Below are 26,891 nucleotides of genomic sequence, written 5' to 3'. Positions count from 1 at the left end.
GTTGTCCCGTCGAATGTGTGGTCACCTCGCGAAAGTAGGCGACGCTCACAAGTCGCGCATGAGTACCCGTACTTACATCGCTTGGCCCATGGCCCGTCTGGGTTTGGTGAACCAGGCGGGGTCGGTGTGCGTGGCGACGATCAGCCCGGTCCACCGAACTCCCGGGACGCCTCGGGCGCAGCGGTACGGTCCGGCCGGCCGCGCGCAGCCGGCCCGCCGCGTCGTACCGGCCGGGAACGAACGGCCCGGAACGGGCCGGGGTGCCGGTGACCGCTTCGGTGGTGCCCCGTCTCCCGATCTCGGGCCCTCCGCGCTTTCCGGGACATAACAGCTGGCCAGTGGCTTGATCACGACCCCTTGTGTACACCCAGTCACTGACCGCCATGCACATCGCGGTCACCGCTCTCTGGTCGACGCACGCGGCCGACCAACATCACGGTATGCCCGTAATACCGGGGGGCGCTCGAAGCCGTCTCTCAGCCGTGGTTCACGCCCGGCCGAATGCTCCCGGGACCTCGGGCCCGAATCATCGTTTCTTCCCTTCCAGCCCTGTGACCTGCACAGAAAGGGCGTCGGGTCGAAAGAGTGACGTGGTGTGGATCCGCTGGTAGCGGGATCCGAGCCTCGCAATCATGGGTTCCGCTTTCGCCCTGAAAGCAGCGGCCTCACGGGTGGCGCAGCCCGGCCGCACCACGAGGGAGAGGAACTGGATTCATGTCCATGCCTGTTGTGAGCATCTGGGACAACGCCATGCCGGGCGCTCAGCCCGCCTACCCGAGGACTTCCGCGTGGGACGCCACGTGGCCACTCGAAGGGGGAACCGCCTGGGTGTTCTACAGCACGCCGGGCCAGAGCCGGGTCAGGAAGCCGGTGATCCTCTCCGACGGGTTCTCCGGCGGGAAGAGCGATCCCGACGCCCTGTGGAACGCCCTGGAGAACGGCGAGTACCCCTTCGTCTCCTCGCTGCGGGAGGCCGGCTTCGACCTGGTTCTCCTCGGCTTCGAAGAGCGGTCCGCGTCCATCATCGACAACGCCGACGTGGCGATCCAGTGCATCAAGAAGGCGATCGACAACCGCGAAGGGACCGCCAAGCTGACGGTCGGCGGCTTCAGTATGGGTGGGCTAGTCACGCGTTACGCCCTCGCGAAGATGCAGCACGACGGTGACGACCCCGAGACCTCGACCTACCTCTCCTACGACACCCCTCACCGCGGCGCCTGGCTCCCCATCGCGGTACAGGCGTTCGCGCACTGGGTGAAGGACAACTGGGGCTCGATCCCGGGGTTCGGTGAACTCCTCGGCAGCTTCTCCGTCCTGGTCAACAGCCCGGCCGCCCGAGAACTGCTGCGCTGGCACATCGGTACCGTCGAGGCCGAGCCCCGCCAGGACCGGGCTCGCATCGACTTCCTCGCCGAGCTCGAACGGGTCGGCAGCTGGCCCGAGGGCGTACGCCGGCTCGGTGTCGGAAACGGGATGGGCACCGGCGCCGGGAACAACATCCCGGCCGGTGTGACGGCGATGCGGACCACCGGTCAGGAGCTGACGGGCACCCGTCTGGACACGCAGAACACGGGAGAACAGGTCGTCGCCGTCCTGAAGAAGGCCGAGACCCCCGAGATCCGGATCACCACCCGCGGCCTGCCCGACATCGACGGCGCTCCCGGCGGCCTGTTCCCCGAAGCGCACAACCTTCCGGGTCACCCCGGAAACTTCGGCACCGCCGCCTTTCTGGCCGGGCTTCTCGAAGGCCAGCCGGCCGAACTCACGTACAACACCAGCACGTTCGTCCCGAGCGTCAGCGCAGTGGCGGCCGGCGACATCGACGACCACGACACGCTGTACAGCAAGATCGACCCCGCCGACAGCGAACTCGACGCCTTCATGTGCGCCAGTGACAACGAGGGACACACCCTGATGACCGAGGAACTCGGCGAGTGGATCCTGACCAAGCTCCAGGGCGAATAGCCCGCTGCCACGACGGTAGGGGCTCCAGCCGCCCCCGGGTCCCGGGACTCCTTCCAGTACTTCGTGTGCTGGAAGGAGATCCCGCGGCGGGACAGTGAGCAACGCAGAGCCTCCCGGCCGACCCCGACGGGCCGGCCGATCCGGACGGGCGGGGCGAGGTTCCTGCGCAGGTGATCGGCGACCTTGCGGAGGGACCAGCGGGTGAAGGGCCTGCCCGGTGATTCGGCGGTTCGTCAGGCAAGGACGTTGACGGCCCGGGCGACGACGAGTCCCAGGATGACCAGGGAGACGATGGACTGCAGGGTCATGACGATCTTGGCCCAGGGGGCGAGTGGCATGACGTCGGTGGGGCTCAATGCGGTGGAGTTGGTGAAGCCGAGGTAGAAGTAGTCGATGTAGCGGGGACGCCAGTGTGAGGCGTTCAGTTCGGGGCTGAGCTGTTGGGGAAAGGCGAGTGCGGGGGTCTGGGGCATGTGGTGGGCGCGGGCGGCAGGCCCGCCACTGTCGAGCTCGAAGTACAGCAGGGAGAACGCGAGGACGGTTGAGGCCCAGACGCTGCTGCCGGCCAGCAGGAGGGCAGTGGCGGAGTTGGTCTCGGTCCCGCCGTGGATGAGGTCGTCGATCAGCCGGACGGTCGACCAGATCGCCCCGCATGCCAGCACGCCGACCAGGGCGATCGACACTGCGCGCAAGGCCGTCGAGCGGCGGCTGATCCGAAGGGGGTCACCCGAGATCAGCGCCACCAGGAGCAGTCCTTCGGCGAGAGGAAGCGCCCATCGGGGCCCCAGGCGCAAGTCGTCGGGCAGGAGCAGGGTCAGCACCGCGGAAGCGATGACGGCTCCGGCCATCGGCCAGCGGCTCTCTGCGGACTGCGCACGCCGCGGCTCCGGCCCGTGCGGATCGCTCGTAGGGTTCGCATCGGAGGAAGAGTGTCCGGTCACGGCCGACTGCTGCCCGGGCTCGGTGGCGGGTCAGATCGCGCTGTCAGCCGCGGCAACGGCACGGCGGGTGGCGGGGGTCGCCCATGATGTGGCACTCATCTGCGGCTCCTCGAAGGTGAAGTCGTGTGCCGGCGGCTGCCTCCACGACCGTTCCCCGCTCGCTCGCCCGCCGCGAGTCCGGGATCTTGGATCTCACCGTAAACCGAAGTGAATGCGACGGCATGACCGACACGCTCCGCACTCACATGCCTGCCGAAGGCTCGGGCCTCGACGGACCCACGCTCCGCTCCCAGTCCAGCGGGTACTCGGCACCCGTCCAACCGCACGTGCACACCGCGCGCAACCGTGCCGCGCGCGGCGAATCCCGGTGGCGCTGGTACGAGAGATCGAGCGTGGCCATACCGGCATGGTCGAGGAATACAGCAACGACCTCTACTGCAGGAACTGGCTCCACGAGGCGTGGCTCCTGCTGGACGACCACCTCGTGCTGGTATGGACGCAGAGGATCAGGGAGCTGGACGAACGGTTCCGCACCGCGACCGTCGATGACGACGGCATGGCATGGCCCAGTGCCACGGGTCTTTTCCCCCGGAGATGTGGTGGTGGCGGCGACACCCCCGCCTCCTCACCGGGGACCTGGGCCACACACTCCGCTCCGCAGGCGCCATCGGCACCGAGCTGGACACCCCATAACGTGAACGCACGTCCCCACCCACCTGTGACCAGACCTTGCGGGACGACTCCAGGCCAGAGATCGGAGTGGCTTGACAGCCCAGATGATTAGGCACCATATTACTTCCATGACGAGGGACGGTATCGATGGCGAGGCACCCACGCTGGACCAGGCCAGGCGGCAGGTCGAGCACTACGGCCTGGAGGTCGACCCGCAGGCGGTACTGGTCGCGGTGCGGCTGATCTCCGCAGGCGCGAGGGTCGGCCGGGCGGCCGAGGCGCACTTTGCCAGGTTCGGCCTGTCGACGGGGCGCTACCGCCTGCTCGCCGACCTCGAAGACCACGGCGGGGAGAAGTCCCCCTCACGCCTCGCGGCCGACCTCGACGTCTCGAGGGCCACGGTCACCGGCCTGCTGGACGGCCTCGAGCGCGAGGGCTTGATCGCCCGCCGCCCGTCCACGGAGGACGGCCGGGGCACCGTGGCCATCCTTACCGCGCGTGGGGCGCAGCTCCTGCGCGACATGGCGCCCGAGCATTTCGGTCGGCTTGAGGCAATGGTGGGCGGGCTTTCCGTCGAGGAGCGTGCGGTGTTCCTGGATCTGCTCGCCCGCGTCGTGCGCGGCAGCGCGGCCCTGGCCGCCGACTGACCCCAATCTCAGCCGTTTTGACCCCGCCCTCCGGGTAGGGTCCCTTTTTACGAGGCGATAGTTAGCCGCCTAATTATATTGCGGACCAGGCCTGCCGCCCCCGCCACAACCCTTCGCTTCCCTCACACGAACGAGAAAGAGGCCAGCATGCCCGCAACGAAAGACAGAACCAGCCGAAACCGGTCAGCATCCCGGCCGCCCCGGCCGTTCACCCTGTGGCGTGAGGTGCTGACCGCCTACGCCGCCCCCGCGCTGATGGCCGGTACCGCTGGAGTCGTCACCGGACAGCCGGACTTGGCCGTGGCCGCCTGCACCTCCATCGCCGGCACCTCCGCCGTGGTGGCGTTCCTGGTCGGCACCTGGCTGCGGCACGGCGGGCAGCCCCGACGGTGGACCACCACCGCGCCACGCGTCGCCCTGACCGCCGCACTCGTCATCACCGCCGCCGGCGCGGCGACCCTGCTGGGTTGGTTCACCGCCCAATGGCTACCCGCCCACACCCTGATCCCCGCCACCCCGTGGCTGGAGCGCCTGCGCATCGACCTGCCCGTCTCCGCAGCCCTCGCCACCACCATCGTCACCCTGCGCTGGCGCAGTACCACCACCACGCCATCCCCGGCATAGCCCACCCCGGCACCGGGCCCACCCGCCCCACGAGCCCGAGCCCGAGCCCAACCGAGCCCACCCCGGCAGCACCCGCCGCCGGAAAGTCACCAAGGAATGAGCACACGATGATCGTTGTCATGGGAGCGACCGGAGCAACCGGGAACGCCCTGCTCCACAGCCTCCTCACACTCGGCGCGCCCGTCCGCGCACTGACCCGCACCCCGCACAAGTCGATCTCCGGCATAACCGGCGCACACCAACCCCCCGTCGAGGTTCAGTACGCCGACGCCACCGACCCCCGCTCCCTGCGCACCGCCTTCAAGGGCGCCGACCAGCTCTTCCTCGCCATGGCCAACAGCCCCGCACAGGTCGAACTCGAAACCCGCGTCATCGACATCGCCGTCGACACCGGCGTCGAGCACGTCGTCAAGATCTCCGCACCCGCCGCCGAACCCGACTCCCCCGTCGCCATCTCCCGCGGACACCACGCCGTCGAGGAACACCTGCGCACCAGCGGCCTCACCCACACCATCCTGCGTCCCTACGCGTTCATGCAGAACCTCCTGCGCCTGGCCCCCGCCGTCGCCCAGGGCATCATCCTCGGCACGACGGGCGACGCGCCCTGCAACTACATCGACTGCCGCGACATCGGCGACGTCGCCGCCGCTGCCCTCACCAGGCCCGACATCGCCGGCGGCACCTACACCCTGACCGGACCCGAAGCCGTCTCCTACCCGGAACTCGCCTCACGGCTCACTGCCCTTACCGGCCATCAGATCCGCTACGTCAACCTCACCCCGGGCGAGCTGCGAGACAACCTCATCCACAACGCCCACATGCCCACCTGGCTCGCCGACCACGTGACGGAGATCCAGCAGCTCGCCATGGCCCGACCCGAAACCCCCACCACCACCGTCATCGACATCCTCGGCCGCCCGCCCCGCACCCTCGACGCCTTCCTGCACGAACACCACGCCCCTTTCCGCCGATAGGACGCCGCCTCAAGCCTGGTCACGAACCTGCGAACCGCCCAGCCGCACACGGCAGATGATCAGTCATCCGTCGGCGGTGGGCGGCGCAGGTGAGCCTCTGACCGGCTCAGCTCGGCGGCTGGAGGCAGTTCTCCTCGAACTTGAGGACCTTGACCGTCACCAGCGTGCTGCCATAGAGCGGCGTGCTGGCGCCCGGGGACTGGAAGCAGACGCGCCAGCCGCTCTCATCCGCGGCGGTACGGCCCTGCGAACTCAAGTCCTGGACCTCGATGTTCGTACCGGAGGGCAACGCCTCGCGCGCATCCTTCAGCGACCTGCCGATCAGTTTCGGCATGTGCGTGCCCGTCCAGGCCGAGGGAGACGCCCCTCCGGAGCTCGGGCTGCTCGACTGCGGTGAGCCGGCGGGCGAGGGCGTGGCCGAAGGCGTGGACGAGGAAGCAGGCGAGGACGCGGTAGGGCCGGGCTTGTCCGTGCCACTGTCCGCGGGCTGTGCCGTGCAGGCGGCGACGGCAAGGAGGGCGCCCGCGACTACGGGGATGACGTGGTGTGTCCGCATCGGAACATGCTTGCCGCAGTGCCGGCGCGATGTGAGCGTTGTGACGGTCCTGTGACACAGCGGCTCCTGGCGGGGCCCCGTGGGGGGCTTGATCGGGTCATGGCCGGCCCGGCAGGCATCGATTCCCGCAGCAGAGGACCCCGACGATCATTGCCGGGGTCCTCTGCTGCGGCCGAAACGGGAGTGCGGGGAACGGCACCGGGCGGGTTCTCAGGGGGTCAGGCGGGCGGCCAGGGCGGGCAGGAGGCGGAGGGCGTTGGTGCGGCCGATCTCGGCGCGCTGGGCGTCGGTCCAGCCGTCGAACTCGGCGAAGCCGTTGGTGTTCTCGGTGGTGTGGGCAGCGGGCATGAAGGGGTAGTCGCTGCCGTAGAGGATGTGGTCCGTGCCCGTGAGGCGGGTCAGGGCGGGGAGCGCGAAGTCGTTGGCGGACATCGCGATGTCGTAGTGGAGGCGGCCGAGGGTGCCGATGACGTCCTCCGGGGCGCGGTCCTCCAGGTACGCGCCGATGGTGGTGCCGTAGGTGAGGCGGCGGGCCAGGAAGGGGAGGGTGCCGCCGGCGTGCGAGAGGATCATCCGCAGGTCGGGCAGGCGGTCCAGGACGCCGTTGAAGAGCAGGCTGGCCGCGGTGCGGGTGGTCTCGAAGGTGAACTCGTAGAGGGAGACCGGCAGGTCGAAGGTGGACAGGTCGCGGCTGGGCGGGGCGGCCGGGTGGACGTGGACGGCCGCGCCGCGCTCGGCGATCTCCGCAAAGAGGGGCTCGAACTCGGGGTCGCCGAGGTAGCGGTGGCCGTACGAGGTCAGGACGCCCGCGCCGTCCAGGCCGAGCTCGTCGAGCGCGTAACGGAGCTCCTCTCGGGCGGCGGCCACGTCGGGGAGGGGCAGGATCGCGAAGGCGCCGAAGCGGGTGGGGTGCTCGCGGACCAGCTCGGCGAAGTACTCGTTGACGCGGCGGGCCAGCTTCGGGGCGTCCGGCCCGTCGAGGAAGGTGACGCCGGGGGCGGTGACGGACAGGACGGCGGCGGCGATGCCGTGGGCGTCCATGACCTCCAGGCTTTGCTCGGGGGTCCACGTCGGGTAGTCCACGCCGGGGATGGCCTTCCGGTCGCCGAGGGCCTCGGCGTAGAAGGGCGGGATGGCGTGGTGGTGGACGTCGATCAGACCGGTGGGTGCGGGCATGCGGAGGCTCCTGGCGTGAGGACGGGTCACGGCGAAGTCTTCGCCGTTCGATGGGCGTCGCGTGGACCATAAGGCCGCGGCGGCCGCCTCACCTCGGGCGGCGACCTTCGCCTGTCAACTCCCGAGTGAGGGAGATGAACGGTGCGCCCGAACGGGCTTGACGCAAAGGCCCTGCCGCGGCGGTGAAGCCGTGGCAGGGCCCTGCGTGTTCCCTCCGTCAGGACGGGGTGGACTCCCTGTCGAACGCGAGGACCACCGCCCGCGCGGCTGTGCGAAGGACGCCGCCAACGGCAACGCGGTGATCTGCGCCAAGACCTTCTTCCAGGTCGCCATGACCGACTACTGTGACAAGCAGATCATCGAGTCGGCCCTGCGCATCAAGCAGAAGTCGGCCGGCTCCTGGAGCTGCAAGTCCGGTGACATCCAGGTCCGGGACACCGGCACCATCTCCAAGTCCACCACCTGGAACAACCAGCCGAACCGGGTCCGGATGGTCGACGCGACCGGCCAGTCCTACGGCGGGCGCAACTGCCCCGGTGACGGCAACCTGATCGAGCTCAACGTGAAGTCGGCCGTGGCGACGGCCGCCCAGAAGCACTGGGGCAACTGGACGTTCGGCCTGAAGGCGGCCAAGGACACCGTCGACGTCTCCTGGCGCAAGCTCGACCCGAACAGCGCCCGGATCTCGGTCACCTTCAACACCACCCCGGACAAGGTGACCGAGCGGTCCACCGACCCCTCCGTCCCCTGCACCGGCGGCGTCATCGGGACGACCGACCAGGTCGTCCTGCGTGCCCGCGTGAAGGACAAGGACAAGGAGGACGTCAACCTCTGGGCCGAGTTCCACTACTGGAAGGAAGGCGCCTCGACCCCCACCAAGGTCGAAAGGAAGATCACCAACGGCAATGTGGCCCAGCCGCCCATCCCCGCGACCGGGCTCGACGGCAGGTACCGCCGGGACGTCCGGGCGCTGGACAAGGTCGGTGCCCCCGGCCCCTGGGCGGGCCAGTGCACGTTCACGCTCGACCGCACCCGACCCGACAAGACCCCGTCCGTGAAGTCCGTCCAGTTCCCCGAGAACGAGGACGACCCCGAGAAGACCCGCTTCGCCCGCACCGAGCTTCTACGCCAAGCGCCTGGCCACCCGTGACAAGCACGGCGACCTCAACGGCGACGGCACCGTCGACATCTGGAGCGTCGACCCGGGCGCCGGCACCCTGTGGCTGCACCCGGGCAAGGGCGACGGCACCTTCGACCTGTCGCGCCGGCTCGACCAGGGTTCCTTCGCCGACGCCACCTCGCTGGCGCACCGCGGCAGCTGAATGCCACGACAACTGTTGTCAAGGCAACGATCCGCGAACGCCGTGGCGAGGCGCTCGCACGCGCCTGCCCATGGCTGCGTCCGCCGACCGGTTACGGCGACGCCGGTCCGTCCGCCCGGCTCTGCGCAGGGGGCTGGTCCTGATCACGGCGAAGGCTGTGCAGCCGGTCGCGGGCGGTGCGGGGCAGACCGTCCACGACGCACTGCCAGGAGTGACTGATCATCTCGGCGAGTTCCTCGTCGGGGACCGTGCCGTCCAGATGGACGGTGAGCCAGTGCCACCGGGGGCCCTGGTACCCGTATCCGGGGCGGACCGCCGGATACTGCTCGTACAGGTGCAGGGCGAGGGCGGATTCGCATTTCACGCTCAGCCGGTCGGGCTGCGAGGCGTTGGCCGCCGCCGCCAGGGTGGCGAAGATCTTGCCGCCGGCCTTGTAGACGGGCCGGTGCGGGCCCCATGGCTCTTCCTCACTGACCTCGGGCAGGTCCAGGGCGTATGCCGCGACATCATCGGGATTCACTCGGTGCTTTCCTTCATCCAGGGGTGGCTACGGGACATGGCGCGCGGTGGAAGGCGGCCGGGCGCACCCGCGGGCGAAGCCCCCGGACGGGGCCGCCAAACGGGGTCGCCGGATCGCACCGGTTTCTCGCCGGACCGCGCTTCGGGCCAGGGTGCGCATTCTGAACGACGAAGCCGTGCTTGGCCGGCTGTCGCAGGCCACGCCGCATCGTGGACTCGAACCACCGCGGCGTACGGCGGGCGGCAGACGCGCGTCGTACGCCGTGAGCAGCTGTGCTGTTCTGTGGTGCGCGAAGGTCTTAACGATCTACAGTACTGGCATGTTCAAGTCAGGGGTGGGGATTCTTGCGCTCTTCGGTCTCGGCTGGTGGCTGCTGGGCACCAGTGGCTTCGCCGGGCCGGTCCGGCTCGCGGCCGTCGTCGTGGGATGCCTGGTGACGGTGGGACTACTGCTCATCGCACGCCACCGCTTCCTCGGGGGTACGCAGGTGGATCCGCTCGCCGACCCGGGACGGCGACGGCGCTTCAACCAGATCAATGCCCTGCAGTGGCTGGTGATCGTCGCTGTGGTGGCAGCCTGCGCGAGCACGGGTGCGCAGGGGCTGATCCCGTCCCTGGTGGCCGTGACCGTCGGGTTGCACTTCTTCCCCTTGGCGGCGACGTTCGAGCAGCCCCGCCTCAAGTTGCCGGGCGCCCTGTTGGTGGCCGTCGGAGCGGCCGGAGCCGTCATCGGCTGGGCGGGCGGGTCCGACGCGTTTGTGCGTGAGGTGGTGGGCGGGGGCGCTGCGCTCTCCCTGTGGGCCACGGCGACCTGGACGATCGTGAGCATGACGGCGGCCGACAGTCACGTATCCGCGTCGTCGTAGCCCGGCGCCAGCTCGCTCAGGGGCGGTCGGCAACGGCATGGGCCACCACATGGTGATCGGAGATGGCCGACCGCCCCGGTGCCCGAGCCGGCCGCCGGGGCTTCGGCTGCGTCGCCTGCGTCGGCCGCTGTGCGCTCCCGGGGAACGGCGAGGGCGGCCTGGTGGCGCGGCACCGTCAGCCGCGCCGTGCAGGTCGCCGGTCCGCGGCCGAACCTGCCGTGGATCAGGGCCGCGGAAGCCGGCAGGACGGAGAGGAACTCCCCTCGCGCCCGCAGCTCGGCGAGCTGATGCCACGTCATCGCGCCCAGTGCGCCCCGGCGTCGGTGTCCGGGGCGAGGGTTTCACCGGGCAGGGTCAGCTCGAAGGAGTACGCGCCAGTGGTGCCGACGGGCTGCCCGTCCGCAGTCACGGCGAGCAGGTTGCGGTCCGTTTCGCACGCCGGCCACTACAACCCCGTGCCTTCGGCCGGGGTTCCCGTAAGCGCCCGAACGCTGCAAGGGCCGTGTCGAGGAAGACCTCCCGGCACTCCCTCGCGCCTGAACCGCCTTCGGGGCGCATTCGTTTCACCGGACCCCTGGCAGCACGGGCGGGCGCATCGTCGTGTCCTACGCCTCCGGTTCCCGGGCGATGAGCTGGTCGAAGACGCTTCGGTCGCCGCCGAGTTCCAGGGAGTCCGGCGGGATGCGACCGTAGAGGGTGAGGACGAGCTCGCCGGCCGTTCCCCGGAGGGAGGCGCCGGCCACTCCCAGTTCTTGACCGGCGGGCTCGGGGATGCGGGTGGGGCGTGCGCCGTCACCGTCGACCGTGAGGCGCCAGGAGCACCCCTCGGTGGCGTGGTACTCGAAGACCGTGGGCTTGTGCGGCCGAGCGCTCGTCGTCGCGTTGCAGGTGGACAGGAACTCCTCGACGCCATCGAGTGTCACCTCGACCGGCAATGGCTGTGGGCCGCCCACGGTGATCTGGGCGTAGCAGGTGTGCAGCGCGATCTCCTGGAGCTGGCGTCCAGCAGTTCCTGCGGCGATTCCGCCAGCCAGGCCAGCAGGGCCTCTCGCTCCCGGGGGTGCGGCCGGGGCGCCCTGCGGCGGCACGGACTTGGCCATCGCGTCAGGGCTCGCGGCAACGGTGGCGGCCCAGGCGCGCCGCCCGTCGCCCAGGTGCTGCACCAGAGCGAACAGCGTCCACTCGGGGCAGTTCGGCACCTGCACGTCGAGCCTGGGCGCGGCGGCGACCGCGGCACGGAAGGCCGCCGACCTGCCGTCGATCAACCGCATCAGGTCGGGGACTCCAGAGTCTTCTCCGCTCCGGGCATCCATCACCAAGATCCATTCATCGGACAGGGATTTTTGCCGACCAGCTCGGCCGGCAACTTCGGGCGCAGCCGCAGCTGACCTGCGCCCCCAGCAGGTGGAGGGTTGCCCGCGGGTGCCGACCGGCAGGCCTGACCGCGACCCGCGGGAGACGACCGGGTCGGAGGGGTTCGCAGGCGCGCTGCCCTGGACAGGATCGACGCATGTATTCCGTGAAGACCGTCCTGACGGCAACCGCTGCGATGCTCCTCGCCCTCGCGACTCCGGCCGCCGCCGCAGTCCCCGCGGCTCCCACCACCCCGGACCGCCCCTCCGTATCCGCCGCGCCACGTCCCTGCGACGGCGCCGCGACCTGCTACGTCAGCGTGACGGTCGCTCAGGTCTGGGTGAGCCCCGAACAGGTCCGACCCGTGGATGCTCCGGCGACCACCAATCCCGCGGACATCCGCGGCTGGTTGACGACCATGTCCCTGGACGAGCGGCGTGAGGTCGCCGGGGAGACGCAGGCTCTCCACGGCGTCCAGGTGACCGTCGACCGCACCGAGTGGCACGGCGGTCTCCTCTGGGACCACGTATGGGTGCACGGCCAGCCCACCCCCCGGGACCAGGCAGGACGGGGCGCCTACCCCGGCTGGATTCCCGACCGGCAACTGACCTCGGAGCACCGGCGCCCGCCCGGCGGTACGCACGAGGAACGCGTTGCCCGCCCCACGGCCCGGGGCTTCACCACCGCCCAGGCGGCACTCGCCGGGCGCCAATCCGGGCAGGCGGGCGAGTACTCGTACAACACCTCCTTCCCGGTGAAGGCCGGTCCGCGGCCCGGAGTCGTCACCGCCTACTCCCCCAGCGGTGGCCGGCTGTTCTTCCGGGCCGACGACCTGGCGAGGGTGCCGGCCGCACCGAGCGGCGCGGACGTGGTCGCCGCCGCACGCGCCTTCATGGGTCTGCCCTACCTGTGGTCGGGCACCTCCGGATTCGGCTACGACTGCTCCGGTCTCACCGGCCAGGTCTACTCCGCCCTCGGCGTGACGATCCCCCGGGACGCCCAGCCGCAGTTCGACGCGGGCGGCGGGCAGGTACCCGCCGGATCGGCCGCGGGGGTGCGGATCACCGGTACGGAGGACCTCAGGCTCGGCGACATCGTCGCGTTCCGTCCCGCCACCGGCACCGACGTCACCCACGTCGGCATCTATTCGGGGACGAGGAACGGCGAACCCATGATGATCAACTCGCCTCGGACCGGTGACCCGGTCAAGGAGGAGCCCATCGGTTCCACCGGCCGCGTCTACGTGGGCGCCACCCGCTTCCTCACCCGCTGACGCGCGTACGGCACTGCCGTACGGCGAAACCCTGCCCCTGCGTCGCGGCGGCGGGGTGACCGTGCGCGTACAGCCCGAAGAGCCGCCCTGGCACGAACGTCACCGGAGGAAGCAACCTCATCGCCCCTCGAACGTCCCGGGTGCGTGAGGATGACAACGAAAGCGATCGCATCAGCGGCGGCTCTGCTGGCTCTGGGCATGACGGGCGTGGCCCAGGCCGGGCCGGTCGGCTCGGGCCTCGGGCACGGCTACCAGAACGGTGACGTGCGGATCAGCACGAGCCGCAGTCCCGAAGGCGACTTCGTGATGGTGGATCCAGGGCGCGGCGGTCTCCAGGTACGCAACATGGCCAACGACTACTTCCGCGGCTGGGGCTTCGGCAGGCCGTCGGCGGACGCCGACGACGTCTGGGGCAACGGAAGCAAGGACGACCGTCAGACCGCCGACGTGGACGCCTACGTCGCGGCCGCGCGGACCTGGGACTACTTCCTGCAGCAGCACGGAAGGCGCGGCATTCACGATGACGGGACCGGCCCCCGCCTCTTCACCGACGTGGGCCCGCCGGACGGTGAGTTCTTCGCCCAGTACGAGCCGGACTGCGGCTGCACGCTCCTGGGCCCGGCGGCCGGCGGCAAGGCCGCATGGAACGCCACCGACGTGGTCGCCCACGAAATGACGCACGGCATCACCGGCGTGACCGCCGGTCTGGATCTCAACGGCGAGGCCGGCGGCCTGAACGAGTCCACGAGCGACATCTTCGCCACCCTGGTGGAGTTTTCGGCGAACAGCGGCAAGGACCGGCCCGACTACACGATCGGCGAGGGCGTGGGCGAGAAGCCCTTGCGCCACATGGACGACCCCACCAAGGACGGCGCCTCCAAGGGCTGTTGGACGCCGGGGGTGACCGACGGGGACCAGCCCAATCACCAGATCGGCGGGATCAGCAACAAGTTCTTCTACCAGCTGGCCGTGGGCAGCGGGCAGTCCGCATGGGGGAACAGCCCGACCTGCGGCGGAGCACCGGCGGTGACCGGCATCGGCAACGACAAGGCCGGGAAGATCTGGTACCGCGCGCTGACCCGCTACCTGGTACCCAACTCCAACTTCTCCGGGGCCCGGGACGCGACCCTGCGCGCCGCGACCGACCTGTACGGCGCCCGCAGCACCGAGACCAAGACCGTGGCCGCGGCATGGCTCGCGGTGGGCGTCGACGGCAGCGACCCGATCCCCCCGGCGCCACAAGCCCCGTCATTGAAATGGGTCAACCCGCAGAGCAGTGCGGTCGGTGCCGAGGTCATGGTTCGGCTGCGGGCGCCCGACCCCCAGCGTCAACGCGTCACGTTCACCGCCACCGGCCTGCCCCCGGGGCTGAACCTGAACGCGACCACCGGAGTCGTGAGCGGCAACGCAACCCACCAGGGCACCTACGAGGTCACGTTCACCGCGGCCGACTGCGACGGCAATACCTCCCAGCGCCAGGCAAGCTGGGAGATCGGACCCCGCTGAGGCCCGTCGCCCGGAGCCCCCGCCCGGAACCGTCGCCCGGAGCCGCGCCCCGGAGTCGACAACAACACCGGCCCCGGGCTGCGGTCCGGCGCTGCAAGGCAGCGGTACGCTGCGGCTGAGCTGATCGTCTTCATGGGAGCGGCCGCCCGTGCCGCACTCACCCTCGGTGGTGGCGCCCGGCTCGCGGGTCTGCTGCAGCGGTGGTGGGGCTCGATCCGGATTTCTCGGATTCGGCGGTCTGCGGATGTCGAGAACGGGCCACCGGCTCCGTCCCAGGGACATCAGCGGCCGCCGTCGGCCGTACGAGGAAGAAGGAGAAACCGGCATGGCGATTCAGCGGATGGACAACGTCGGCATCGTCGTCGAGGACATGGATGCCGCCATCGCGTTCTTCGTGGAGCTCGGTATGGAGCTGGAGGGCAGGGCGGAGGTCAAGGGCCTCGTCGCCGACCAGTGCACCGGACTCGACGGCGTCCACTGTGACATCGCGATGGTCCGGACCCCGGACGGTCACAGCCGGCTGGAGCTGGCGAAGTACCGCAGCCCAGCGGCGACCAGCGCCGGGCCGCGCAACCGGCCGCACAACATTCTGGGCACGCACCGCGTCATGTTCGCCGTCGACGACATCGAGGACACCGTTGCCCGCCTGCGCCCTCACGGCGCCGAACTCGTCGGCGAGATCGCCCGGTTCGAGGACAGCTATCTGCTCTGCTACCTCCGCGGCCCGGAAGGCATCATCGTCGGGCTGGCCGAGCAACTGAGCTGAGCGGAGGAACCGAAGCATGCACCGAACGAGATCATCGAGGTTCTCAAGCGCCCGATCAGCCAGGAGCCGGCGACCCGCGCCGTGACACCCCGTAACCGTCCGCTCGCACACCGGGCCGGAGGCGAACGGGCGCTGGCTCGCCGGGGCGGGCCGGTGACGACGCGCGGGCGGCGTGTGGGGGGACCATGGACGCGTGCGAAACCTTCCAGGGCGTGACCAGGGAGCCGAGCGGCCCGAGCCCGCCGAGGGCGTCGAGGGAGCTGAGGCGGCCGAGGCAGCTGAGGCGGCTGAGGCGGCCGATCAGCGGGCGCTCGGCGAGGCCCTGGTCCGGGCGTGCGCGGCCGCAGGGGCGTCCATCGGCATGATCTACCTGCCCGACCCCGACCGGCGCGTCCTGCACCTGGCGATGACCCTCGGCCTGGCCCGTGAGTTCGCGCTGCCCTGGTCCCGGGTCGTCATGGACGATTCCATCCCCGTGGCCGACGCGGTCCGCGACGGGCGGTTCGTCTGGCTGGGCGGCCAGGAGGAGACGGCCCGGCGCTACCCCCGCCTCGGCCTCGTCCTGCCGTACGACTTCGCCCTCGCCGCCGCCCCGCTCGTCCCCGACCCGGCGCCCGAGGCGGCGGAGCCCACCGGGGCCGGTCTCGTACTCCTGTGGCCCGGCTCCCACGCGCCCCACCTGACCGACCGGGAACGCGCCGCCGTGGACTCGGCCTGCGGCCGTCTCGCGAACCACCTGCGCCGGGCCGCCGACGCCGGACACCCCGTCCGTCCGCCGGCGCACCCGGTCATGCTGCGACCGCTTCCCCCTCCCACGCCCGGACCGGTCGAGGCAGCCGCCGCCATGGCCTTCATCCGCCGGCTGCCCGGAGGCAACTGCGCACTCGATCTGAACGGCACGATCACCTTCATCACCGCCGAGGCGGCCGAGCTGCTGGGCGCACCCGTCTCCCGCCTCCGCGGCGCCCTGCCCTGGGAAGCGCTGCCCTGGATGGACACCCCCGTCATCGAGGACCACTACCGGGCCGCGGCGATCAGCCGACTGCCGCGCAGCTTCACCGCCGCGCCCCCGATCGGCCGCTACCTGCGCTTCGACCTCTACCCGGACGACACCGGGATCAGCGTCCGCATCACCCCGGTCGCCGCCGAGGAACCCATCCCGCCGCCCGCCCCGCCGACAGCCGCCCCCGCGGAGCCCTCACCCAGCCGGGCCACCGCCCTCTACCAGCTCATGCACCTGGCGGCCGCCCTCACGGAGGCCGTCCACGCCCGCGACGTCGTCGACCACGCTGCCGACCTGCTCGTTCCCGCGCTCGGTGCCCAGGCCCTGGCCCTTCTGGTGGCCGAGGAGCAGCGCCTGCGCATCGTCGGCTTCCGCGGCTACACGGCCGAGCTCATGGACCGCTACGACGGCATCCCGCTCGGTGTCCACACGGCCAGCACCCATGGCCTGCGCACGGGCGAGCCGCTGTTCTTCGCGGACGCGGGCGAGCTCGCGGCCGCCTTCCCGGCCGTCCTGATCGGGGACGGAATGGCGGCGTGGGCCTTCCTGCCCCTCATCGCGTCCGGCCGGCCCATCGGCACCCTCATCCTGGCCTACGCGCGCCCCCGTACGTTCGTCCCCGGTGAACGGGCGATCCTGACCTCCCTCGCCGGACTCATCGCCCAGGCCCTGGACCGCGCCCGCCTCTACGACGCCACCCACCAGCTCGCCCACAGTCTGCAGACCGGCCTGCTGCCGCGCGCCCTGCCCGGCGTACCGCACCTCGAAGTGGCCGCCCGCTACCTGCCGGCGGCGCACGGGCTCGACATCGGCGGCGACTTCTACGACCTCATCCGGATCGACGACACCACCGTCGCGGCCGCCGTCGGCGACGTCCAGGGCCACAACGTGAACGCCGCCGCCCTCATGGGGCAGGTCCGCACGGCCGTCCACGCCACCGCCGGCGCGCCCCCGGCGGAGGTCCTCGCCCGCACCAACCGCCTCCTGACCGACCTCGAACCGGGACTGTTCACCAGCTGCGTGTACGCCCACATCGACCTCGCGGCCCGCACCGCCCACCTGGCCACGGCGGGCCACCCGCACCCGCTGCTGCGCCACGCCGGCGGCCCGGCGGAGGTGCTCCACCTGCCGCCCGGGCTGCTCCTCGGCATCGACCCGGACGCCTCGTACACGGCCGTCGAGGTCCCGTTCGAGCCGGGCACCCTGCTCACCTTGTTCACCGATGGGCTGGTCGAGGTTCCCGGCGAGGACTTGGAGGACGGCATCGCGTCGGTCGCCGCCCGCATCAGCGCGACCCACGAACGCCACCCGGTGAGCACGCTGGCGGACGACCTCATCGGCCAGGCCCGCGGCGGAGCCCCCCGTACCGACGACATCGCCCTGCTCCTGCTGCGCTTCGCCCAGGAGGGCCGGCACACGTGAGCGTGATAGGAGCATTTCCAGCGGGGGTTGAAGATCAGTACAAATATCACATCAATGTACCTCTGTGTCATTTCGGGTAACCCGTTGCATTATTTCGAGTTAAGTACCGGAACATTGGATCGCGTTAACCGCGACGCCCTGTGACACCGTCTTATGTTTCCCGGCGTATTGCCTCGATCCCTGCGAGGCGGTAGCTCAGGAGACCTGTATGAGTTCAGTTGAGGCCGCTCGTGTCGCGCGGTCAGGTGCAAGAAGTCGACAGGGTCTACGGCAACCATCGGACGGGTCGGCTACCCCCGGCCTGCTGCCGGTTCCGCCATCGGACTCCGAGAAGTACGCCTATGTCGGACGCCGCCTGTGGGTGCTGATCGTCGCGTCGGTGGTGAGCATAAGCTGCCTGGTGGTGAGTCAGTTCCGGTTGATCCACTCCGCGCCGCTGCTGTGGCTGCTCGCCCCGCTCCTGGCATTCACCATGCTCTACTACGTGGCTTCGCTGCGGGTGAATCTGTTCAGCAGGGATTTCGATCTCGTGCGGCATCGAAGGCTCGTGGGCGACTGGCGCCCTGCCGTCTATCCTTCGGTGGACGTCTTCCTGCCGGTGTGCGGCGAGCCGATCGAGGTTCTGCACAATACCTGGGCGCATGTCCGCGCACTCGTGGACAACTACCCGGGCGACTGCGAACCGTTCGTCCTGGACGATTCGGCCAGCCCTGAACTGCGGGCCATGGCCGGAGAATTCGGTTTCCGCTATGCCACTCGCAGCAACCGGGGATGGTTCAAGAAAGCCGGTAATCTACACTTCGGCTTCGGCCGCACCGACGGCACGTACATTCTTGTTCTCGATGCCGATTTTGCCCCACGCGCAGATCTGCTGCACGAACTCCTCCCCTATCTGGCGGCCGACGAGCAGCTTGCCATCGTCCAGTCCCCGCAGTACTTCCGTGTACTGGACGCCCAGAACTGGATCGAGCGTGGTGCCGGCGCCGTACAGGAGCTCTTCTACCGTGCCGTTCAGGTGTCCCGGCAGAGCAGGGACGGGGCGATCTGCGTCGGCAGCTGTGCCGTCTACCGGCGCGCAGCGCTCGAGGAGAACGGTGGTACCACTCTCATCGAGCACTCGGAGGACGTGCACACCGGCTTCGATCTGCGGCGTCTCGGGTGGGGCCTTCGCTACGTGCCGGTCGCGCTGGCGACGGGTGTCTGCCCGGACGGCGCGGAGGCGTTCTTCCACCAGCAGTACCGCTGGTGTGCCGGTTCCATGAGTCTGCTGGGCAGTGTGAAGTTCTGGCAGACCACGATGCGGACTTCCAGCAGGTTGTGCTACCTATCGGGTTTCCTCTACTACATCCATACGGCCCTGTTCACTTTCGCGGCGCCTCTCATTCCGATTCTGCTGCTGCTGGCGTTTCCGGAGAAAGCCACCGTGGAGTCCCTCTGGCTGGTCTTGCCCAGCATCGTTTATACGACCACTGTTTTCCCTCTGTGGCACCGGGTTCCCTACCGGCTGGAGGCGTGGGCGGTGCGGATGATGTACGGATGGGCGCACTTCTTTGCGATCTGGGATGGCCTGCGTGGGCGCCGTGTGGGATGGCAGGCGACCGGGTCCCGTGCCGCGAAGCGCAGTGGCACGAAACGCCATCGGATCGGCATGTGGTGGTGGGGCGGCGGGACCGCCCTGCTCTGGGTGGCCACCGCCGCATGGCGCTCGCTCACCCTTGATCCTGCCGACTTCATCCTTCTGCTGTCCTCGGGACTGTTCTACGCGGCGATCGTCGCAAGAGTGCTGCTGGAGCCTCGTGCGGCAGGAGCGGCTTGATGCGCCTGAATCGCGTTGTCGCAGCCGCCCTGCTCGTGCCACTCGGCTCCTTGGTGTTCTCGGTGGCTGCCTGTACGCAGGGCCTCACGGCCGACCGGTTCCGCGCGGAGGCCGGTGCCGGGAGCCCCCCTCACGACGTACGCCCGCTGCTGCACCCTTCGAAGAAGTACTTCGGGGTGTCCCGGCCCAAGGCGCCGCATTCCATGGCGCCGGTGCACGACTGGGCCCGGACGGTCGGGAAACAACCGAATTTGATCCACTATTTCGCGGGCTGGGGCGACGGTTTCGACGCATCGGGCACGCGCAACGCCTGGAACTCGGGGGCGGTCACGGTCGTGTCCTGGGAGCCGCACGGCACGACACCGACCCGGATCGCCGATGGCGCCTCCGACAGGTACGTCCGTGAGTACGCGAAGGCCGTCAGGACCCTGAACATCCCGATCGCGATCAGCTTCGCGGACGAAATGAACGGCGACTGGGAACAGTGGGGGACCGCCGAAACCACGCCGCGGGAATACGTCCGGGCATGGCGCCACATCCACGATCTCTTCGCAAAGGTCGGAGCCACCAACGTGATCTGGACCTGGTCACCCAACATTGTCCAACCAGGCACCCACAAGGATCTGAGCCCCTACTACCCGGGCGACACGTACGTCGACTGGGTCGGCCTGGTCGGCTACTTCACCGACTGGGATCCGCACTCCTTCAACGGCCTGTTCGGGGCGACCATGACGGAAATCGACAGGTTCAGCCGAAAACCTCGGCTCCTCGTGGAGACCGCGGCCATGCCGGGAAAGCGCCGGGCGGAACACGTGCGCGCGCTCTTCAGCGGCATCCACTCCTCCCCCGACATCATCGGGTTCGCCTGGTTCGACTACAAAGCGCGCGCCGACTGGCGGCTGACCGCGAGCCCGGAGGGCACCGCCGAGTTCAGGCGCCAGGCCGAAAACGACCTGTACGGCTTTGACGTGCGGAAAGTCCGATGACGCCCACAGAGCGCGGTTCCCAGACCCGCTCCCCCGTCCCGGCACAGCCCGGTGACCCCAGCGCGGCGGCTTACCGCCTCCCGAAGGTTCCTGCGGCTGCCTGGAGCCCGACAGGCTGCCGACGGCGCACCTGGGTCAGCAGGGCCGTCCTGATGGCGGTACTGGCCTTCCAGGCAATGCTCTCCCTGAGGCTGTCCGGTACGGCGTTCCAGGACGAAGCCCTGTACCTGACCGCCGGACACGCCGAGCTCAGTCACCTGCTCCACGGCACACCACTGCCGTTCCACCACACCGCATACCTCTCCGGCTCACCCCAGCTGTACCCGGTACTGGCTGCTGCCGTGGACGGTACGTTCGGGCTCTACGGTGCACGGGCGCTCAGCCTGCTCTTCATGCTGGGCACCACCGGACTGCTCTACTCCTTCACACGGCGCCTGTTCAACGAGCGGGCCGGGCTGGCCGCGGCGGCCCTGTTCTCCGTCGTGCAGTCCACCATCGTCATGGGACATCTGGCCACCTACGACGCGCCCGCCATGTTCCTCCTGGCTCTGGCCACCTGGATCGTCGTGCGCACCGCTCGGATGCCTGCTCCCGGCGTGCTGCTCGCCGCACCCGTCGCGGCCCTCGCCGTCGGGGTGAAGCACGCCTCCGGCCTGTACCTGCCCACCGTCATCGGGCTGGCCCTGCTCGCCGCTTTGCCGCACCGGCGCGGCAAGGCCTTCCTGCGACCTCTGCTGCTCGCCCTGGGCATCGGCGCCCTGCTCGCCCTCGGCACGTACGGCACGTACGGCACGTACGGCACGTACGGCACGTACGGCACGTACGGCACGGACCTGCTGGCCGGCCTACGGCAGACCATGACCATGACCATGACCAACCGCGAGCACGGCTCCGACGGTGCCGTATTCCTGCTGGAGCAGTCGAGCCAGTGGGGCGGACTGATGTTCCTCACAGCGGTCGGGGGCACGATCTCGTACGCCCTGCGCGGCCGCATGCACGAGTCGCCGCTCCCCTCCCGGCCCGGCCGGCCCACCCGCTTGCAGCGGGCACTGCTGGGTTCGCTGCTCTGCGCGACAGCGCTGCTCGCGCCCGTCTGTCAGATGCATCTGGGGACGGTTGCGTCCCTGTTCAAGCACATCGGCTTCGGTCTGCTCTTTGCCGCGCCGATGGCCGGCGTCGGCCTCACCCGGCTGGTAGGAGCGCATTTTCGCCACCCCCACCTCGGTATCGCGCTGTGGACGGTGTCGCTGTGTCTGGGGATCTCGCAGGCGGACCTGCGGTTCGCGAGCCGGCCCGACTCCTCGACGATGATCCGTACGATCTCCTCCCACGTGGAGCGATGGCCACTGCCTCAGCTCGACGCCCGACGTGCCCGCCTACTACCTGCACGGCAGGACCACGCACCGTCAGTGGCACGCCCCCAACTGCCCGCTTGGCGACAGTCGAGCTCCCGAACGGTGCCAGAACACCACAGGGATCGGGTGGGCCCCGAGGGATATGACGTATCCATTCGAGGGCGGCGGCGATAGGTTGGGGTCGTGATCGATTTCCTCGTCGGCGCCCCGGTCCCCGGCAGCTTGGACGCCGTGTGGCACGCGGGCTGGCCCTCCCCCAAGCACGATCCCGCCCCTGAGATCCAGGTCCACGCGTACACCCAGAACACGGTGATCCTGCGCCAGAACAAGTCGGTGCACTACGAGGCGCCGTTCCTCTTCCTCCTCTTCGGGAACGAACGGGCGCTCCTGATCGATACCGGCGCCACCGCCGACCCCGGCTACTTCCCCCTGCGCGCGACCGTCGACGCCCTGATCGAGGACTGGCTGATGCGCAATCCCCGCGCACGGTACGGGCTGACGGTCGCTCACACCCACGGGCACGGCGACCACATCGCGGGCGACGGACAGTTCGCCGACCGACCGGACACCACGATCGTCGGCCCGGGGCTGGACGAGGTCACGGCCCACTTCGGACTCGACGACTGGCCGCACGGCACCGCCGAGCTCGACCTGGGCGGACGTGTCCTCGACCTCGTCCCCGGGCCCGGCCACCAGGCCGCCGCCCTGGTCTTCCACGACCGGCACACGGGTCTGCTGCTGACCGGCGACTCGCTCTACCCAGGGCGCCTCTACGTGGAGGACCGGGCGGCCTACGCCGACACGGTGGAGCGACTCGTGGACTTCTGCGCGACCCGCCCGATCACCCACGTCCTCGGTTGCCACATCGAGATGACCACGCAACCGAACACCGACTACCCACGCGGTACCACCCACCAGCCGGACGAGCCCCCGCTCCAACTCGCCACCACCCACCTGTACGACCTGCGCCGCGCCCTCGCGGAGACGGCAGGTCGATCGGGCTCCCATCCCCGTGGCGCCTTCATCGTCGTGTACCGGGACTGACCTGCGGGCCCGTCAACTCGGCGAGGAGATCGACAACCGGGCGGCTCCGCGCAACACCTTCACGACTTCGTGCCAACCGCTTCCACCAGCGCGACCATGACCTCGACCGCCTCGCGGTCCGTGAGCCCTTGCTCCCGGCACAGCGAGCGCCACGTCGAGAACGCCGCGGCATGGCCGATCACCGCCCGCCGGACCGGGGATCCGGCCTCAGGCCATGCGCCGGCCAGGACTTCGACGTACTTGCGGGTCAGCTCCTCCCGGGCCTCCCGGATCGGTTGGGGTACGGCGTGCTGGTCGCGGATGACGAGCGTCAGCATCTGCTCGCCCGAGCGGTAGAAGCGGTAGATGTCGGTGAGCCCGGCCGCCAGCCGCTCGAAGGGGTTCTCGAACGCGCCCCATCCCTCGGGCCGGGGCAGCCTCTGCAGCGACAGCCAGTGTCCCGAGCACGCCTCGAACAACGACGTCTCATCCGGAAAATGCCGGTACACGGTCAGCCGGGTGACCCCGGCGCGGTCGGCGATCGCCGCGATGCTCGTCGATGCCGGGCCCGCCGTCCCGTGCAGATGCGTGGCGGCCTCGATGATGCGCTGCCGCGTCCGGCTCACGTCCTCGGCGCGTTTGCGCATCTCGTAGCCACGCGATTTCGTAGAACGCTTCTGTTCACTCAAAACTTGACGCCCCCGGGCCCGCGGTGGAAACTATTAAATAAACACCAGTGTATCTCCAAATCCTGTCAGGGAGTGATCACCATGACAGAGCCGCTGGCCCCGCCGCTCACCATCGTTCGCCCCGGCGAAGGGACCGAGGCCTTCCTCGGCTCGATCGGGGTCGCTTTCAAGCTGTGGGGGGACGACACCGGTGGCGCGGTCTCCGTCGTGGAGCACCCCTTCCCGGTCGGGGCATTGGTGCCGCCCCACCTGCACACCCGAGAGGACGAGTACTCGATCGTCACCGAGGGCGAGATCGGTTTCCGTTCCGGCGACCGTGAGACCGTTCTGGGCTCCGGCGGCTACATCACCAAGCCGCGGGGGGAACTCCACGCCATGTGGAACGCCGGCTCCGTCCCGGCCCGAATGATCGAGATCATCAGCCCGGCCGGATTCGAACACTTCTTCCGCGAGCTGGCCGAGATGCTCGCCGACGGGCCGCCACCGACAGAGGACGCGATACCGGTGCTCGCCGCCAAGTACGGGCTCGAGTTCGGGCGGCCCGCCTGGCTGCCCGACGTCATCTCACGGTTCGATCTGACGCCCCCGCCCGGCGTCTGACCCGCTTCCTTGGGCTTTCCTCCCCAGTCACAGGCTTCTTGGAGATCGCTCCCCTCACCGCCTCACCGTCGAAGGCGCGTTTTCGGCTATCGAAATCGACAATCCGTCGGTCAGCCATCGATGGGCCACCGTCATGTTCAGCACGCGCCCGCCGGTGACGGTGCCGACCAGAGCCCAATAGCGCTCCAGGCGAGGGTCGAAGCCGGATGACCTCGACACCAGCCCGTGCAGATGCTCGCGGAAGGCGGGCGTGTCCGACTCCCGTCGGGCTCGTGCGTGGGCGGACACGAAAGCGTTCACCGCATCCCCGGCGCTGGGCGGCAGCCCCTGGGCCAAAGCCGCGACCGTGAGAGCGGCAGCATCGTCGATCTCCCCGTAGAAGGCCGGGCCGTCCCTCATCTCTTCGTCGTGGTCCTGGGTCCAGCGGGTGAAACTGGGCGTGGAGATGAGCAGATGCAGCTCGGCGTAGGCCAGGACCGTGGCGGGCGCGGGGTCCTGCGGAGGGTCGGGGGACAGCATCGCGATCATCATGTCGAGTCGGCGCTTGGGCATGGCCGCGGACAGCTCGCGATACCAGTGATCCGTGAGCGTACGACGCGCCTGCGGGAGCCGCTGCACACGCGAGAGGATCTCCAGACGCCGCAGCCGTTCCTCACCCGTGCAGTCGTCCAGGGACTCGAGTGTGGCCTGACGCCAGCGCAGTTCGGTCAGTCGTTCCTGCACCGATTCGAGCTCGGTCGACACCAGCTCGCCGAGGGAGCACTCACCGGTGACCACCTGCGTGATCGTCGCGATGGGGGTGTCCAGCGCCCGTAGGCGCCTGATGAGACGGATGCGCTCCCACGCGTCCGGGCCGTAACGCCGATGACCGCCCGTGCTACGACCGGCCACGGGCAGCAGACCGCTGTCCGAGTAGTAGCGGAGCGTCTTCACCGGCACCCCCGTTCCGGTGGCGAGTTCACCGATGCTCCAGGTGTCTTGCGTCACAGTCTCTTGAACCTCCAGTGCACGGGAGGTCCTAGCGTATTGAGCACTGACCGCGTCGGTCCGCACCGCTCCCCCGCCCAGGCCTCGTTGTGGCCTCACCGGTGTTGTGCGGGCCCCGCACCACGCCGACCCGACCAAGAACGGTGGATACGTATGTCTCCTGTCACGCCGGCACCACGTCCATGCCGAAGAGCCGCCCTTCGTGCGGTGTTCTTCCCCTTCCTCGGCGCGGTGGCACTACTCACGGCCACCGCCGTACCGGCGGCCGGCGCACCCGGTTCCGCGCACTCCGCCGGGCCGAGCGGTACCGTCGTCCGAACCGACCACGGCCAGGTACGTGGTGTGTCCCACGGCTCCTACACCACCTTCAACGGCCTTCCCTACGCCGCGCCGCCGACCGGACCGCTCCGTTGGCGCGCCCCCGCCCCCGCCGCCCCGTGGCATGGCGTCCGGGATGCGACGAAGCCGGCCGAACGCTGTGTGCAGATGCCGACACCAGGTGCGAGTGGGGTCGCCGGCTCGGAGGACTGCCTCTACCTCAACGTCACCGTGCCGACGCCGAAGCCGGCGGCGAAGATGCGGCCCGTGCTCGTGTGGATGCACGGCGGTGCGTTCCTGGGCGGTTCCGGCAGTGACTACAGCGCCGAACGACTGGCGGTCCGGGGTGACGCGGTCGTCGTCACGGTCAACTACCGTTTGGGGATCTTCGGTTACTTCGGCCACTCCGGGTTGGGTTCCGCCCCGCCGTTCGGCCTGGCGGACCAACAGGCCGCCCTGCGCTGGGTGCAGGGGAACGCGGCGCGTTTCGGCGGTGATCCGCGCAGTGTCACGCTGTTCGGTGAGTCCGCAGGTGCCCTCAGCATTTGTGCACACCTCACCTCACCGACGGCCGCCGGGCTCTTCCAGCGGGCCGTACTCCAGAGCGGTTCCTGCCTCACGTCCTTCCCGCGCGGCGCTCTCGCTCCCGGAACACCCGCGTACGAGCCGTTCGCCCCGGAGACCGATGTCCAGACGGCCGGCGCGGAAGCCGCCCGGCAACTGGGCTGCACAGCGGGTGGCGGAGACGACATACTGGCGTGCCTGCGCGGGCAGAGTACGGATCGTCTCGCGACCGCGCAGCTGATGCAGTCCTTCAACCGGCCCGCCTTCGGCAACGCACTGCTCCCCGTGGCACCCGACCAGGCCTTGGCATCCGGACGCTTCCACCGCGTGCCGGTCCTCCTGGGCACCAACCACGACGAGATGCGGATGTTCGTCGGCCTGTCGCTCGCCGCTTTCCCGATCAGCACCGAGGACGACTACCGCGCCCGCCTGGTGGACGCCTTCGGGGCCGACGCACCGGCCGTCGAGGCGCAGTATCCGGCATCGCGCCACCCCACGCCCGCTCTGGCCTGGGCCGCGCTGCTGACGGATCGATCCTTCACCTGCACCACACTGGCGGCCGGCCGGGCCATCGCCGTGCATGCCCCCGGCCTCCCCCTCTACGGCTACGAGTTCAGCGATCCGGACGCTCCGGTCCTCGCCGGTCTGCCGGCGAACCCTGGCTTCCCCTACGGTGCCGCGCACGGCTTCGAGATGCCGTTCCTGTTCTCCTCCCTCCCCACCGAGCGACCGCTGACCGACACCCAGCGCGCTCTGTCGGACCGGATGGTCGACTATTGGACGAGCTTCGCGCGCACCGGCAACCCGAACACCTCCGGCGCGCCGCACTGGCCCCTCCTGCGCACGGCGCCGCCACTCCCCCGGTCAGTGCAGTCACTGGCTCCCGGACCGGGCGGAATCCACGCCGTCGACGCACACTCCGCGCACCACTGCTCGTTCTGGGACCGCCTGCCTCGGTGAGCCTGCGA

General features: G+C 69.7%; 23 protein-coding genes and 1 pseudogene. 16 read left to right on the top strand and 8 right to left on the bottom strand.

Annotated elements, in window-relative coordinates; translation table 11 throughout:
- Positions 1-714: 714 nt before the first annotated feature.
- The gene (locus tag ADK52_RS20575; protein WP_053691299.1) at positions 715-1,965 is read left to right on the top strand and encodes an esterase/lipase family protein; all 1,251 of its coding nucleotides are present in this window, start codon (positions 715-717) and stop codon (positions 1,963-1,965) included.
- 233 nt (positions 1,966-2,198) lie between these two features.
- Here ADK52_RS20575 and ADK52_RS20570 read toward each other — a convergent pair whose 3' ends face one another.
- Positions 2,199-2,813: a DUF1345 domain-containing protein gene (locus tag ADK52_RS20570; protein WP_053691298.1), complete on the bottom strand. Its 615-nt coding sequence runs from the start codon at positions 2,811-2,813 to the stop codon at positions 2,199-2,201.
- Between the two features lie 893 nt (positions 2,814-3,706).
- Between ADK52_RS20570 and ADK52_RS20565 the strand changes: the two genes are divergently transcribed.
- The 3 genes from ADK52_RS20565 (at position 3,707) to ADK52_RS20555 (ending at position 5,823) form a co-directional block, all read left to right on the top strand.
- Positions 3,707-4,225, top strand: coding sequence for a MarR family winged helix-turn-helix transcriptional regulator (locus tag ADK52_RS20565; RefSeq protein ID WP_053691297.1), 519 nt, complete (start codon positions 3,707-3,709; stop codon positions 4,223-4,225).
- A gap of 147 nt (positions 4,226-4,372) precedes the next feature.
- Positions 4,373-4,849, top strand: a complete 477-nt coding sequence (locus ADK52_RS20560) for a hypothetical protein (RefSeq protein ID WP_053691296.1) — start codon at positions 4,373-4,375, stop codon at positions 4,847-4,849.
- Between the two features lie 119 nt (positions 4,850-4,968).
- Complete coding sequence (locus ADK52_RS20555) at positions 4,969-5,823, top strand: SDR family oxidoreductase (RefSeq protein WP_324615934.1); 855 nt, start codon at positions 4,969-4,971, stop codon at positions 5,821-5,823.
- A gap of 106 nt (positions 5,824-5,929) precedes the next feature.
- Here ADK52_RS20555 and ADK52_RS20550 read toward each other — a convergent pair whose 3' ends face one another.
- Positions 5,930-6,157, bottom strand: coding sequence for a hypothetical protein (locus ADK52_RS20550; RefSeq protein ID WP_053691294.1), 228 nt, complete (start codon positions 6,155-6,157; stop codon positions 5,930-5,932).
- A 432-nt stretch (positions 6,158-6,589) separates the two neighbouring features.
- Positions 6,590-7,555, bottom strand: a complete 966-nt coding sequence (locus tag ADK52_RS20540) for an amidohydrolase family protein (RefSeq protein WP_053691292.1) — start codon at positions 7,553-7,555, stop codon at positions 6,590-6,592.
- Between the two features lie 205 nt (positions 7,556-7,760).
- Here ADK52_RS20540 and ADK52_RS20535 point away from each other — a divergent pair, with 205 nt between their 5' ends.
- Positions 7,761-8,705, top strand: a complete 945-nt coding sequence (locus tag ADK52_RS20535; RefSeq protein ID WP_159045997.1) for a hypothetical protein — start codon at positions 7,761-7,763, stop codon at positions 8,703-8,705.
- Between the two features lie 263 nt (positions 8,706-8,968).
- On the opposite strand, the gene ADK52_RS20530 is transcribed toward ADK52_RS20535, so the two are convergent.
- Positions 8,969-9,397 (bottom strand): MmcQ/YjbR family DNA-binding protein, encoded by a 429-nt coding sequence (locus tag ADK52_RS20530; RefSeq protein ID WP_053691290.1) that lies wholly within the window; start codon positions 9,395-9,397, stop codon positions 8,969-8,971.
- Positions 9,398-9,716: 319 nt separating this feature from the next.
- On the opposite strand from ADK52_RS20530, the gene ADK52_RS20525 reads away from it, so the two are divergent.
- A complete protein-coding gene (locus tag ADK52_RS20525) occupies positions 9,717-10,262 on the top strand; it encodes a hypothetical protein (protein WP_053691289.1) in 546 nt (181 codons plus the stop codon).
- A 44-nt stretch (positions 10,263-10,306) separates the two neighbouring features.
- Here ADK52_RS20525 and ADK52_RS40330 read toward each other — a convergent pair.
- A pseudogene (locus tag ADK52_RS40330) lies at positions 10,307-10,820 on the bottom strand (GNAT family N-acetyltransferase); the annotation flags it as partial.
- A 47-nt stretch (positions 10,821-10,867) separates the two neighbouring features.
- On the bottom strand, positions 10,868-11,533 hold the full coding sequence (locus tag ADK52_RS20520) for a maleylpyruvate isomerase N-terminal domain-containing protein (RefSeq protein WP_234344091.1): 666 nt from the start codon (positions 11,531-11,533) through the stop codon (positions 10,868-10,870).
- A gap of 239 nt (positions 11,534-11,772) precedes the next feature.
- Between ADK52_RS20520 and ADK52_RS20515 the strand changes: the two genes are divergently transcribed.
- From ADK52_RS20515 to ADK52_RS20480, 8 genes are all read left to right on the top strand, one after another.
- Positions 11,773-12,888: a C40 family peptidase gene (locus ADK52_RS20515; protein WP_053691288.1), complete on the top strand. Its 1,116-nt coding sequence runs from the start codon at positions 11,773-11,775 to the stop codon at positions 12,886-12,888.
- Between the two features lie 150 nt (positions 12,889-13,038).
- The gene (locus ADK52_RS20510; protein ID WP_159045996.1) at positions 13,039-14,394 is read left to right on the top strand and encodes a M4 family metallopeptidase; all 1,356 of its coding nucleotides are present in this window, start codon (positions 13,039-13,041) and stop codon (positions 14,392-14,394) included.
- 325 nt (positions 14,395-14,719) lie between these two features.
- Positions 14,720-15,160: a VOC family protein gene (locus tag ADK52_RS20505; protein WP_053691286.1), complete on the top strand. Its 441-nt coding sequence runs from the start codon at positions 14,720-14,722 to the stop codon at positions 15,158-15,160.
- A 193-nt stretch (positions 15,161-15,353) separates the two neighbouring features.
- Positions 15,354-17,585 (top strand): PP2C family protein-serine/threonine phosphatase, encoded by a 2,232-nt coding sequence (locus ADK52_RS20500; RefSeq protein ID WP_234344088.1) that lies wholly within the window; start codon positions 15,354-15,356, stop codon positions 17,583-17,585.
- Positions 17,586-17,793: 208 nt separating this feature from the next.
- Entirely contained in the window at positions 17,794-19,401 is a 1,608-nt protein-coding gene (locus tag ADK52_RS20495; protein ID WP_182508748.1) for a glycosyltransferase family 2 protein, read from the top strand.
- Positions 19,401-20,387, top strand: a complete 987-nt coding sequence (locus tag ADK52_RS20490; RefSeq protein ID WP_053691285.1) for a glycoside hydrolase family 26 protein — start codon at positions 19,401-19,403, stop codon at positions 20,385-20,387. The genes ADK52_RS20495 and ADK52_RS20490 overlap by 1 nt, the downstream gene beginning before the upstream one ends.
- Positions 20,388-20,539: 152 nt before the next feature.
- Positions 20,540-21,916, top strand: coding sequence for an ArnT family glycosyltransferase (locus tag ADK52_RS20485; protein ID WP_053691284.1), 1,377 nt, complete (start codon positions 20,540-20,542; stop codon positions 21,914-21,916).
- 9 nt (positions 21,917-21,925) lie between these two features.
- Complete coding sequence (locus ADK52_RS20480) at positions 21,926-22,786, top strand: MBL fold metallo-hydrolase (RefSeq protein ID WP_053691283.1); 861 nt, start codon at positions 21,926-21,928, stop codon at positions 22,784-22,786.
- Positions 22,787-22,845: 59 nt separating this feature from the next.
- Here the strand turns inward: ADK52_RS20480 and ADK52_RS20475 are convergent, their stop codons facing one another.
- The gene (locus ADK52_RS20475) at positions 22,846-23,454 is read right to left on the bottom strand and encodes a TetR/AcrR family transcriptional regulator (protein WP_234344085.1); all 609 of its coding nucleotides are present in this window, start codon (positions 23,452-23,454) and stop codon (positions 22,846-22,848) included.
- 81 nt (positions 23,455-23,535) lie between these two features.
- On the opposite strand from ADK52_RS20475, the gene ADK52_RS20470 reads away from it, so the two are divergent.
- Positions 23,536-24,054, top strand: coding sequence for a cupin domain-containing protein (locus tag ADK52_RS20470; RefSeq protein WP_182508747.1), 519 nt, complete (start codon positions 23,536-23,538; stop codon positions 24,052-24,054).
- 54 nt (positions 24,055-24,108) lie between these two features.
- Here the strand turns inward: ADK52_RS20470 and ADK52_RS20465 are convergent, their stop codons facing one another.
- A complete protein-coding gene (locus tag ADK52_RS20465; RefSeq protein ID WP_063783897.1) occupies positions 24,109-25,041 on the bottom strand; it encodes a MerR family transcriptional regulator in 933 nt (310 codons plus the stop codon).
- Positions 25,042-25,194: 153 nt separating this feature from the next.
- Here ADK52_RS20465 and ADK52_RS20460 point away from each other — a divergent pair, with 153 nt between their 5' ends.
- On the top strand, positions 25,195-26,883 hold the full coding sequence (locus ADK52_RS20460; RefSeq protein WP_234344083.1) for a carboxylesterase/lipase family protein: 1,689 nt from the start codon (positions 25,195-25,197) through the stop codon (positions 26,881-26,883).
- Positions 26,884-26,891 lie beyond the last annotated feature (8 nt).

Source organism: Streptomyces sp. WM6372, assembly GCF_001279655.1.
GTDB lineage: Bacteria > Actinomycetota > Actinomycetes > Streptomycetales > Streptomycetaceae > Streptomyces.
Note: the sequence above shows the minus strand (reverse complement) of the source record. Positions and strands in the feature narration are given on the sequence as shown.

Bases quoted from the DNA above. Each gene is read 5' to 3' on its own strand.
- ADK52_RS20520 (WP_234344091.1), bottom strand. From the start codon at position 11,533: ATGCGGTTGATCGACGGCAGGTCGGCGGCCTTCCGTGCCGCGGTCGCC.
- ADK52_RS20560 (WP_053691296.1), top strand. From the start codon at position 4,373: ATGCCCGCAACGAAAGACAGAACCAGCCGAAACCGGTCAGCATCCCGG.
- ADK52_RS20525 (WP_053691289.1), top strand. From the start codon at position 9,717: ATGTTCAAGTCAGGGGTGGGGATTCTTGCGCTCTTCGGTCTCGGCTGG.
- ADK52_RS20485 (WP_053691284.1), top strand. From the start codon at position 20,540: ATGGCGGTACTGGCCTTCCAGGCAATGCTCTCCCTGAGGCTGTCCGGT.
- ADK52_RS20510 (WP_159045996.1), top strand. From the start codon at position 13,039: ATGACAACGAAAGCGATCGCATCAGCGGCGGCTCTGCTGGCTCTGGGC.
- ADK52_RS20490 (WP_053691285.1), top strand. From the start codon at position 19,401: ATGCGCCTGAATCGCGTTGTCGCAGCCGCCCTGCTCGTGCCACTCGGC.
- ADK52_RS20570 (WP_053691298.1), bottom strand. From the start codon at position 2,813: ATGGCCGGAGCCGTCATCGCTTCCGCGGTGCTGACCCTGCTCCTGCCC.
- ADK52_RS20515 (WP_053691288.1), top strand. From the start codon at position 11,773: ATGTATTCCGTGAAGACCGTCCTGACGGCAACCGCTGCGATGCTCCTC.
- ADK52_RS20505 (WP_053691286.1), top strand. From the start codon at position 14,720: ATGGCGATTCAGCGGATGGACAACGTCGGCATCGTCGTCGAGGACATG.
- ADK52_RS20575 (WP_053691299.1), top strand. From the start codon at position 715: ATGTCCATGCCTGTTGTGAGCATCTGGGACAACGCCATGCCGGGCGCT.
- ADK52_RS20565 (WP_053691297.1), top strand. From the start codon at position 3,707: ATGACGAGGGACGGTATCGATGGCGAGGCACCCACGCTGGACCAGGCC.
- ADK52_RS20495 (WP_182508748.1), top strand. From the start codon at position 17,794: ATGAGTTCAGTTGAGGCCGCTCGTGTCGCGCGGTCAGGTGCAAGAAGT.
- ADK52_RS20550 (WP_053691294.1), bottom strand. From the start codon at position 6,157: ATGCCGAAACTGATCGGCAGGTCGCTGAAGGATGCGCGCGAGGCGTTG.
- ADK52_RS20540 (WP_053691292.1), bottom strand. From the start codon at position 7,555: ATGCCCGCACCCACCGGTCTGATCGACGTCCACCACCACGCCATCCCG.
- ADK52_RS20470 (WP_182508747.1), top strand. From the start codon at position 23,536: ATGACAGAGCCGCTGGCCCCGCCGCTCACCATCGTTCGCCCCGGCGAA.
- ADK52_RS20555 (WP_324615934.1), top strand. From the start codon at position 4,969: ATGGGAGCGACCGGAGCAACCGGGAACGCCCTGCTCCACAGCCTCCTC.
- ADK52_RS20460 (WP_234344083.1), top strand. From the start codon at position 25,195: ATGTCTCCTGTCACGCCGGCACCACGTCCATGCCGAAGAGCCGCCCTT.